13 protein-coding genes are annotated in these 10280 nt (G+C 59.0%); 3 read left to right on the top strand and 10 right to left on the bottom strand.

What is annotated here, in order from left to right:
• Positions 1 to 37: 37 nt before the first annotated feature.
• Positions 38 to 1534 carry a B12-binding domain-containing radical SAM protein gene (locus tag V7080_RS05010; RefSeq protein WP_334187308.1) on the top strand — a complete coding sequence of 499 codons (1497 nt, stop codon included), beginning with the start codon at positions 38 to 40 and terminating at the stop codon, positions 1532 to 1534.
• A gap of 22 nt (positions 1535 to 1556) precedes the next feature.
• Here V7080_RS05010 and V7080_RS05005 read toward each other — a convergent pair whose 3' ends face one another.
• The 9 genes from V7080_RS05005 to V7080_RS04965 all read right to left on the bottom strand — a co-directional run bounded on the left by V7080_RS05005 (position 1557) and on the right by V7080_RS04965 (position 6736).
• Positions 1557 to 1997 (bottom strand): AAA family ATPase, encoded by a 441-nt coding sequence (locus V7080_RS05005; protein WP_334187307.1) that lies wholly within the window; start codon positions 1995 to 1997, stop codon positions 1557 to 1559.
• A gap of 13 nt (positions 1998 to 2010) precedes the next feature.
• The gene (locus V7080_RS05000; RefSeq protein WP_334187306.1) at positions 2011 to 3045 is read right to left on the bottom strand and encodes an alpha/beta hydrolase family protein; all 1035 of its coding nucleotides are present in this window, start codon (positions 3043 to 3045) and stop codon (positions 2011 to 2013) included.
• 111 nt (positions 3046 to 3156) lie between these two features.
• Positions 3157 to 3501: a bleomycin resistance protein gene (locus tag V7080_RS04995; protein WP_334187305.1), complete on the bottom strand. Its 345-nt coding sequence runs from the start codon at positions 3499 to 3501 to the stop codon at positions 3157 to 3159.
• A gap of 76 nt (positions 3502 to 3577) precedes the next feature.
• Positions 3578 to 3985, bottom strand: a complete 408-nt coding sequence (locus tag V7080_RS04990) for an MAPEG family protein (RefSeq protein ID WP_334187304.1) — start codon at positions 3983 to 3985, stop codon at positions 3578 to 3580.
• A gap of 93 nt (positions 3986 to 4078) precedes the next feature.
• On the bottom strand, positions 4079 to 4372 hold the full coding sequence (locus V7080_RS04985) for a hypothetical protein (protein ID WP_334187303.1): 294 nt from the start codon (positions 4370 to 4372) through the stop codon (positions 4079 to 4081).
• 98 nt (positions 4373 to 4470) lie between these two features.
• Entirely contained in the window at positions 4471 to 4941 is a 471-nt protein-coding gene (locus V7080_RS04980) for a hypothetical protein (RefSeq protein WP_334187302.1), read from the bottom strand.
• A 123-nt stretch (positions 4942 to 5064) separates the two neighbouring features.
• Positions 5065 to 5583 carry a DUF2867 domain-containing protein gene (locus V7080_RS04975; RefSeq protein ID WP_334187301.1) on the bottom strand — a complete coding sequence of 173 codons (519 nt, stop codon included), beginning with the start codon at positions 5581 to 5583 and terminating at the stop codon, positions 5065 to 5067.
• A gap of 25 nt (positions 5584 to 5608) precedes the next feature.
• On the bottom strand, positions 5609 to 6277 hold the full coding sequence (locus tag V7080_RS04970) for a hypothetical protein (protein WP_334187300.1): 669 nt from the start codon (positions 6275 to 6277) through the stop codon (positions 5609 to 5611).
• Positions 6278 to 6520: 243 nt separating this feature from the next.
• Entirely contained in the window at positions 6521 to 6736 is a 216-nt protein-coding gene (locus V7080_RS04965; protein WP_334187299.1) for a DUF3717 domain-containing protein, read from the bottom strand.
• A 165-nt stretch (positions 6737 to 6901) separates the two neighbouring features.
• On the opposite strand from V7080_RS04965, the gene V7080_RS04960 reads away from it, so the two are divergent.
• Entirely contained in the window at positions 6902 to 7600 is a 699-nt protein-coding gene (locus V7080_RS04960) for an SDR family oxidoreductase (protein ID WP_334187298.1), read from the top strand.
• A 53-nt stretch (positions 7601 to 7653) separates the two neighbouring features.
• Entirely contained in the window at positions 7654 to 8955 is a 1302-nt protein-coding gene (locus tag V7080_RS04955; protein WP_334187297.1) for an NCS2 family permease, read from the top strand.
• A 28-nt stretch (positions 8956 to 8983) separates the two neighbouring features.
• Here the strand turns inward: V7080_RS04955 and V7080_RS04950 are convergent, their stop codons facing one another.
• On the bottom strand, positions 8984 to 10210 hold the full coding sequence (locus V7080_RS04950; protein WP_334187296.1) for a DEAD/DEAH box helicase: 1227 nt from the start codon (positions 10208 to 10210) through the stop codon (positions 8984 to 8986).
• Positions 10211 to 10280: the final 70 nt, after the last annotated feature.

Here is a 10280-nt window from a genome sequence, read left to right as displayed (position 1 = left end):
CGTAAAATAAGGCTCGCGCCACGCTTTGCCGTTTCCCATGACCATCATCCTCTCCACCCTCAACGCCCGCTACACCCACGCTTCGCTCGGCCTGCGCTACCTGCTCGCCAACATGGGCGACCTGCGGGACCGGACCCGCCTGCAGGAATTCGTCATCGGCGCGAAAACCACCGACGTGGTGGAAAAGCTGCTGGCGCACCGGCCCCGCATCATCGGCTTCGGCGTCTACATCTGGAACGTGGAAGAGACCACCCGGGTAGTCGCGATGCTCAAGCGCGTCGCGCCGGATGTGACCATCATCCTCGGCGGGCCGGAAGTGTCGCACGAGCCGGAGGAGCAGCGCATCGTGCAACTCGCCGACTACCTGATCACCGGCTGGGGCGACGTCACCTTTCCGCAGCTTTGCCGGCAGGTGCTGAACGGTCCGAAGCCGCTGATGAAAATCCATGCCGGCGCGCAACCGCCGCTGGCCGACCTGGCACTGCCCTACAGCCTCTACACCGACGAAGACATCGCGCATCGCACGCTCTACGTGGAAGCGTCGCGCGGCTGCCCGTTCAAATGCGAATTCTGCCTGTCGGCGCTCGACAAGACCGCCTGGCCCTTCGACCTCGACGCCTTCCTCGGCGCGCTGGAGGCGCTGCATGCGCGCGGCGCGCGGCTGTTCAAGTTCGTCGACCGCACCTTCAACCTGAACATCAAGTCCAGCCTGAAGATCATGCAATTCTTCCTCGACAAGCTGGCCGCGCATCCGGACGATCCGGTTTTCGCCCACTTCGAGGTCGTGCCGGATCACCTGCCCGACGCGCTCAAGGAAGCGATCGCACAATTCCCGCCTGGCTGCCTGCAATTCGAGATCGGCATCCAGAGCTTCAATCCGGAAGTGCAGACCTTGGTAAGCAGGAAGCAGAACAACGACAAGGCCGCAGACAATATCCGCTGGCTGTGCGAACACTCCCATGCACACCTGCATGTCGACCTGATCGCCGGCCTGCCGGGCGAAGACATCGCCAGCTTCGCACGCGGCTTTGACCGGCTGGTCGCACTCGGCCCGCACGAGATCCAGTTCGGCATCCTGAAGCGATTGCGCGGCACGCCGATCATCCGCCACACCGAGCCCTACCGCATGGTGTTCGATCCCTATCCGCCGTACACCATCCTGGCCACCGATCGTATCGATTTCACTGACATGCAGCGGCTGGTGCGCTTCGCCCGTTACTGGGACCTGGTTGCGAACTCGGGCCGGTTCGCGCATACCTTGCCGCTCGTCCTCGGCACTGCGCCATTTGCCAATTTCATGGCGCTGTCCGACTGGCTGTTTGCCAATACCGATGCAACCCATCGCATCGCGCTGGAAAAGCTGGCCGCGCTGGTGAAGCAATGGCTGAGGGGCCGGGATGTCGATGCGGATGCCGTGACCACCGCGATGGCAAATGACTATGCCGGACAGGTAAACAAACCGGCGACCAGGACGAAGTCACCGCCGACCGGACAAGCGGCACCCCAGCGGCAGGCGCGGCATCTGGCCGCATGAACGTCATCTTCCTTGCAAGGCTTCATCCGGTTGCATAATCGGAGACGGCAAAGCCGCCCTCCGGCGTAAGGACCACCCGGTAAAGCTGATCGAAGCCCTCGGCTTGATCAGGCCTTTCCAGTCGCTTCAGCGTGCCGAACAATCCCGCTGCGGGAACCTGTCGCGTTCTTTGTCGGTTCCGCTCAATCGATCCTTTCGGATCGGGCTCGAAAAAATAGCCGATCACCTTGAACCCTGTCGCACGTGCTGGCGCGATATAGCGGGCACGTTCGGCGATGGTGGTATTGGTCTTGTCGATGACGAAGCGTTGCCCGGTCTCCAGGCAGAATGCCAGCAGGCGGCGCTCGCGGTTGCGGGTACGAAGCAGGTCCAGGCTGATGCGCACATGCGTATCGAAGAAGCGCTCGCGGTAGAAAGTGCTCTTGCCCGCGCCCTGTATGCCGATGAGGAGGATGGCTTCCACGGGTCGATGACCGCTACGGCAACAAATGCCTCTCAAAGAACAGCACGATCTTCTGGTCGATCGCAGGCAGGATCGCTCGGTCGAAGCCGGGCGGGTCGGCAAGCAGTTCCCGGAGCAGACCCGACGCCTCGGGCAGCGGCGACAGCAAGGCGCCATGTCCTCCGTTCGCCAGCTCCGCGACCAGCTCGCATCGGGTACATGCGCGAAGCACCGGCGTGCTGTGAAACTGGGGACGCAGCCATTTGTCTCCGCCGGCCGTTACGATGCCGAGTGCCGTCCGGGGAACCGCAAGCGATGCCATATCGAAGTCGGAGGCAAATGGGACGCCTGCGACGACCGCCGTGATGCGTGGATCGCTGTAGGTGTACCACGCGGTGTCATCGAGCTTCTGGCGGATGACCGATAAGGAAATTGCCTTCTTCAGTCCGTCGAGCATGCCGCCTGTGAGGCGGGTGGCAAGTCCGACGCAGCCGTTGAAATCCTCCGACAGATGGGCTTCGCAGTGCCGCCTCAGCTGCGAGGGCGACCACCGGCCACCGGCCAGGGTGAGGGCGGTGTGCCCGCCTGCCGACATGCCGTACATCCCCACTTTATCGAGCCTGAGAAGCCGGCCGAAACGCGGGTCCCGGCCTGTCGCATCAATGGCCCGCGATACTTCCGCGGGCCGCCGTTTCCAGCTCTCCGGGCCCGGCGTGCTGGCATCCTTGTCGTTGTCGCCGCGATGTTCCGGCATCGCCACGACGAAACCTTTTTCGACCAGGGCACGTGCCAGGTCGGTGTATGGCCAAGGTGAACCACCCGATCCATGCGAAATCACGATCAGGCGCCCATTTCCTTGCACCGGCATGCCGTCGGTTGCAAGCTGAAGGGTGAACGGCCCGCGCTGGATACTGGCGGCGTCGCTGCTGGTGGGATAAAACAGCGTCACCGGCCCGTCGCCGTCCTTGCCTTCGATTTCCATAACGCCGACAGACGAATGCGCCGCAAGCGCAAACAACGCGAGCAGCATGGCGAACAGCGCTTGAGCAATTGAAAGGCGATACCGCATACACATCCTCCGGAGTGCAATGAATTGGGAATGACGATATCCAATCCAGCTAACGTGGTCCCCTGCCGATGCGCCGCAACGTCGCTGCAGCGCAGATCGCGGAGACTGTCTTCACGTCGACTCGCCGAATTTCAGCAGATTGCCGTGCGGGTCGATCACATACAGTTCCTTCATTCCCCAGGGCCGCACGGCCGGCTCCTTGATATCCAAGCCACGCGATGTGAAGTCTTCGTACAGCCTTTGCGTGTTCCCTCTGATATAGCAGGAACTGTTTTCGGCAATACGCCGGTCATCGCAGGGCCAGAAATGAATCTCGCAGCCATCGCGCACCAGGATGGCATAGTCCGGATAGCGGCCTGCTTCCCTGAAGCCCAGCTTGTTCGTGTAGAAGTCCACTGTCTGCTGCAGGTCCAGCGATGGCAGTACCGGCACCGTGCTTTGAATATCCGCTGTCATGATGAATAAGTCCTTTCAGCCTGGCAGGAGCGCGGGGCATCCGCTTGATGAAACGGGAAGCATTGCTGCCGGAAGCTTAATGAGTGAGCAATCGGAACGTCCAGTACACCGCAATACCGATCTGCACTGCAAAGGCGATGAACCGGATGTTGACGGCCATCACCGAAAGCGACGCAAGATGCACCAGCGATTGCACGATACGCGCACCCAGCAGCGTATAAGCAAGCGGATCGGTGATCGCCGCATTCCCTGACAGCGTCGCGACCAGCATGATGCCGCCGAATACAGGCAGGCCTTCAAGACAGTTCGCATGCGCCCGGGCAAGGCGCTGCATGAACGGGGAAAGGTTGGCATTGTCTGGCCGGAAAGCGTTGGCCTGGACGGTCTTCCTGATGACCAGTCCGGATCGAATGATTTCCATCAGAATCAGCAGGAACAGCGTCCAGGCGATGAATCCGGTAAGGGCGGTGAGTGTGGTGGTCATGGTGTCGGGTATTGTCCTTTTTATTGAGCGTAACCAGTTTGGCTGCTGGGATTACCGATCGGGCATTTTCATGACCCTTGAACATGAAGGAATTTACTGTGATCGATCGGGAGATTTGATAACCATGAAAAGCAGCATCAGGCCAATCAGCCATCTAGCCCCAAGTGCACCGAATACCATGATGCCAAGCTCTTGTAATACGTTGCCGCTAGCGTGGCGAGCCCCAAATGCGGCAGACAGTCCCATAAGTACTGCACCTGCGTAGCAGGCCAAGAGCAGAAGGCAAAAGGGAACATACGTCCACTGAGGCTTTGCAACGGCCGCAGCCACTATGGCAAAGAAAAACGGTATGAAGAAGAGATAAGCACTTACGAGAATCGCTGACATTTCGCTTCGTACTCCTTGGGTTTGACATAGCCAGCGCATAACGGTCGCAGCTCTTTGGGTGGCAGGTTGATGGAAGAGCTAGGCGGCCAGTCCGTCTGCTAGAGGCTCGTCCCACCACGCAATGCCAACAACGCCGAAGCGAGAGCGACGAGTCCGATTATCGTGCGAAACCAATGCCACGAGGCCCAACGCGCCAACTCTGCGGGAAGAGCTTCGTGCGCGATGCTCGCTTCGGCAAAGCTGGCGTTGGCGCGCCGAAAGTACAGACCGTAGGTTGAAAGAATAACTAATGCGAGAGCGGCCGCGACAACCGACGCCGAACTGAGTGGACGGTTTGTGGCGACAGATGTAATTGCGGCTACAACCGCAAGAACCGTCGCGCATATAGTAAGCGGCGCAAAAAAAGCGTACAGGCGATGGCCATGCGCCGCATGTAGTGCGAGAAATTCCTGTGGTTGCAACGATCGCCACATGGGGACAAGCACAACCGCCTCTGTTAACAGCGCGCCGATGAATAGAGCAAGGCCCGCAGCAGCAACAAATGGCATTATTTCGGCGAACAAATTCATAGACTCTCCCTTGAGATTGTTGGACGCCTAACGCCGAGCTCTAACTGGCGGCTAACACGCGTCGCGAAGCGGCGTTCTTTCTGTTGGGTGTCCCGGTTCAGTGAAGAGTTGAATGAGTACACGCTATATCCGTTCATGGATTACTGCATTCTGGATGATTTTTCGCACGCCCCACTTATGGAACGGTACAACGAAAAATAGATAAACCTTTCCGAAGATATTATGCACATCACATACCGTCGACACGATCACCTTTGTGCCGCCGCCTTCGGTTGACTTGAAAATTGAAAGCCGAAAATTCAAGTGCTTATCGTCTAGCCCTGCTACAAGCTCATTGTCAGTCAGATGATAAATCGGCCATCGTCCAATTTTTTCGCCGACCATATAGTGTTCTTTGATTTGCGGATTAAATATATCAGACGATTTTCCCGATCGAAGCCCAAAGGGCGCGACAGCTTTGTTTCTAAGAACGAGCGCAAGCTTCATCCACTTCGGATGATGGCCGAAGACAGCGAAAAAAATGCTGATGATGCTTGCTTCAGGATTGCGTAAAGCTGCGCTATAGGAATCCGTGAAATAGGCTGATTTCACGTTGCTATGGAGTGCGCTCGACTTGGGCAAATCACAAGTGAGTACGTCCATGGTGTTTCCTTTAATCATTTAACGACTACGTTGACCCGCGCGCAGCGTCGGTGTCAAACTGCGTGTTAGGCCGCGTGACCGTGTAGACCGCAATGATCCTATATGGACCTGGCTCCCCAGCATTTTCGAACTTCCCTTCCTCTATTGCCGATTTAGCTTCATCAAAGGTATTGAACAGGCAGTGCTTATTTGTCCGCAAGTTCTCGGCGAGCGAATTACAGGATAGCGGTGAACACTCCGGAGACGTATGTACTGTGAAATTTGTAACGTCAAATCCTTCAAGGTGTCGCTCCACCGGCTCTATAATTTCGGTTTCGAATGACGCTTCTGGTTCATACGACACCCATTGATCAATCGTGTCGTCGAACTCTTCCTCGAACGCCTCATAATAGAAAAGCTTCAAGCCATCTAGCGAAATCGAATTCTCTCGTGCCAAGGACTCCATTACTTCAGGCGAGTTGAATAGCCAGTAGCCGTTGTGTCTCCAGTAGTTCACGTAATCGGCAAAATCCTCGGAAATGCATCCGCTCAGTGCATAAATGTCCTCTACCTGTCCGGCTTTTAACCAGTCCGGGCGCACTGCAACGCGTTTATATAAGTACCCAAGTGGCTGCATGAATATGCCTAACTGATACTTAAACGGACACGCAAAGCCAGTAAGCAAAGACCAAGGCTGATAAGCATGGAACAGCATTCACCCAAATACCGCATCCTCTCTAGCCTTTCCACAGTCGACCGACTTATACGGACAATAAAAAACCGTGAAACACGGACAATCGGTGCATCACGGTTTATCTGAAACAAGTGTAAAAGCAAATTGCAGTTAAGACAACAAAATATATTTCTCGAAGTAAATGCGGCGTTGTAATCCATTTGGTCCCGAACGATAAGGCTGCCGTTCATTTGCATAGGTACGAGCGGACAATGCCAGCAATCCCTAAGTGGATGCCTTCCGCCAGGCATCGATCAGCGTGCGTACGTCCTCTTCGACCTGCTCGACCGGGAGGGTTTTAACGCGGTGAAAAATCATCAGTGCATACAGCGTCGCCAGCGTGTCGACCTCGCGCGACAGCGCGCGCTCCTCGCCGGTCGATGGACGCCGGTTACGCCAGAAATTGATTGCCTGTTCCAGGTCAGTAAGTTGAATATTCATGCGTGTATTGTACGCGGCAGCATCCGGGCATCTCAATTGCGGCATTGCCATACTATGGTGCCGATGCATGCAATGAGATTAAAGTAGCCAGTCATCTTGAACACGGCAGGGAATCGGTTGCAGGATCTTTCCATCGTTAAACACGTAAACAAAAGGAGCCAGCAAATGCAGAAAGTCGCGTTGATCACCGCCGCTTCGCGCGGCATCGGGGCCGCCTGTGCAAGGGAGCTGGCTGCGCGGGATTACAAGCTGGTGCTGATGTCGCGTTCGGAGCAGATCCATGATCTGGCGAAGGAGCTGGGTGGTGCGGCGTTCCAGGGCGCGAGCGACAGTGAGGATGACCTGCAGACCCTGGTGTCGCTGGCGATGGCGAGCTATGGCCGCATTGACGCGGTGATCAACAATACCGGCCATCCGAAGAAGGGGCCCTTGCTTGAGCTGAGCGATGAAGACTGGCATGACGGCCTGGACCTGCTGCTGTTGAATGTCGTGCGCATGATGCGGCTGACCACGCCGGTGATGCTGGCGCACGGTGGCGGTGCCATCGTGAATATCTCGACCTTTGCCGCATTCGAGCCCTCGGCGCGCTTTCCGATTTCGGCCACCCTGCGCGCAGCGCTGGCGGCCTTCACCAAGATTTACGCCGACCAGGTGGCGGCATCGAAGATCCGCATCAATAATTTGCTGCCCGGCTATGTCGAGTCGATTGCCCAGGATGCGGCGACTATCGCGCAGATCCCGATGGGGCGGCAGGCCACCACGGAAGAGATCGCCAAGACCGCCGCCTTTCTTTTGTCCGACGATGCCGGGTATATTACCGGTCAGAATATCCGGGTGGACGGCGGCCTGACGCGTTCGGTGTGAGTCCGGATATGGCACGCATGATTTCCGCAGAATAATCAACAAGGAGTTAACCCATGGGATGGATGGAACGGTTTTTCAAACTGAAGGAACAGGGCACCGATGTGCGCACCGAGCTGCTCGCCGGCCTCACCACCTTCCTGACCATGGCCTACATCATCTTCGTCAATCCCTCCATCCTCGGCGACGCCGGCATGCCGAAGGACGCGGTGTTCGTCGCCACCTGCGTGGCGGCGGCGATCGGCACGCTGGTGATGGGCTTGTATGCGAACTATCCGATCGCGCTTGCGCCCGGCATGGGCCTGAACGCCTACTTCGCCTATGGCGTGGTAAAGGGCATGGGTTATACCTGGGAGGCGGCGCTGGGCGCGGTATTCATCTCCGGCTGCCTGTTCCTCGCCATCAGCCTGTTTCGCATCCGGGAAATGATCATCAATGGCATTCCACATTCGATCCGCACCGCGATCACCGCCGGCATCGGGCTTTTCCTGGGCATCATCGCGCTCAAGAATGCCGGCATCGTCACCGCCAGCCCGGCGACACTGGTGACCCTCGGCGATCTGCACCAGACACCGGCATTGCTGGCCATCGCCGGCTTCTTCATCATCGTCGCGCTGGACCGGTTGAAGGTGAAGGGCGCCATCCTGATCGGCATCGTCGCCGTCACCATCATGAGCTTCCTGGTGGCCGGCAACAAGTTCGCAGGCATCGTCTCCGCGCCGCCGTCGATCGCACCGACCCTGATGAAGCTGGATATTTCCGCTGCCCTGTCGGTCGGTATCCTCAACGTGGTGCTGGTGTTTTTCCTGGTCGAACTGTTCGATGCCACCGGCACGCTGATGGGCGTGGCGAACCGCGCCGGGCTGCTGAAGACCGGCAAGATGGACCGCCTGAACAAGGCCCTGCTGGCGGACAGCACCGCCATCGTGGCCGGTTCGATGCTCGGCACCTCCAGCACCACTGCCTACATCGAGAGCGCCGCCGGCGTGCAGGCGGGCGGGCGTACCGGCCTGACCGCCATCACCGTCGCCGTCCTGTTTCTCGCCTGCCTGTTCATCGCGCCGCTGGCCGGCGCCGTGCCCGCCTACGCGACCGCGCCGGCCCTGTTCTACGTGTCATGCCTGATGCTGCGCGAGCTGGCCGACGTGGCATGGGAAGACTCGACTGAGAGCGTGCCGGCGGTGGTCACCGCGCTGCTGATGCCATTCACCTACTCGATCGCGAACGGCATCGCGTTCGGCTTCATTTCCTATGCCGCCCTGAAGCTGCTGACCGGGCGGGGCAGGGAAGTGCCGGTGATGGTGTGGATCATCGCGGCGCTGTTCGTGTTCATGTACGTGTACCTGGGCGGGCATTGAGCCGTTGCCCGGCCAGGCGCAATATTGTTTAGCGCCCCTTTGCCGGCCAGAATTTCTGCTTTTTCGGTTTCTTTGGTTTTTTCAGCACCTGCCCGGCGGCATCGGTCATGGGCACCCGGTGCTCCGGTTCGAAGCCGCGTTCTTCAACACGCGCCAGCGTTTTGCGTGTCAGCGTTTCGATCGCCGCCAGCAACGGCACTTCATCCGCGGCAACGAGCGATATTGCTTCCCCCGTCGCCCCGGCGCGGCCGGTACGGCCGATGCGGTGGATGTAATCCTCGGCGACGGTAGGCAGGTCGAAGTTGACCACCTGCGGCAGGTCATCAATATCCAGTCCGCGTGCCGCCACGTCGGTCGCGACCAGGATCTGCACCTCGCCGGCCTTGAAGCGGTCGAGCGCGCGCAGGCGGGCGGGCTGCGGTTTGTCGCCATGGATCGAGTCGGCGCCGATGCCTTGCGCCTGCAGCGTGTCGACCAGTTGATCGACCCCCTTGCGGGTCTTCACGAACACCAGCACCTGGCCCCAGCGCTTTTTCTTCAGCAGGTGCATGAAGAGTTCGGCCTTGCGTTTCTTGTCCACCGGCACGATCCACTGCTTCACGCTTTTCGCTGCCGTGTTGCGCGGGCTGACTTCGATGCTGACCGGGTCCGACAGCAGTGTGCCGGCCAGTGAGCGGATCACATCGGAAAAGGTGGCGGAGAACAGGAGCGTCTGCCGCTGTTTCGGCAGGACGGCAAAGATTGCATCGAGCTCCCGGGAGAACCCGAGGTCGAGCATGCGGTCCGCCTCGTCCAGCACCAGCGTCTGGAGCTGGTTGAACTTGACCGCATTCTGCCGGTACAGGTCGAGCAGGCGACCGGGCGTCGCCACCAGAACATCGAGGCCCTTGCGCAGCTTCATCATCTGCGGATTGATGCTGACGCCGCCGTAGGCGACATGCATGCGCAGGGGCACATGCAGGCCATAGGCCCGGAAGCTTTCATGGACCTGTTCGGCAAGTTCGCGCGTCGGTACCAGCACGAGGGCGCGCACCGAATTGCTGGCGACCTGCGGCCCTTCCATGGTGAGCCGCTGCAGCAGCGGCAGCGCGAAGCCGGCTGTCTTGCCGGTGCCGGTTTGCGCGGCTGCCATCAGGTCGCGTCCGGCCAGGATCGCCGGGATGGCCTGTGCCTGCACCGGCGTGGGTGTTTTGTAATCGAGGGCCTCAAGGGCGTTGAGCAGCGGGTCGATCAGACCGAGGGAGGCAAATGTCATCGGGAATGCGGCTGGCTATGCAAAGTGCAGAGTGTAGCCGTTCACGCGCGCTGCGGCAGGAATATGCCGC

Source organism: Noviherbaspirillum sp., assembly GCF_036846085.1.
Taxonomy (GTDB): domain Bacteria; phylum Pseudomonadota; class Gammaproteobacteria; order Burkholderiales; family Burkholderiaceae_D; genus Noviherbaspirillum.
Note: the sequence above shows the minus strand (reverse complement) of the source record. Positions and strands in the feature narration are given on the sequence as shown.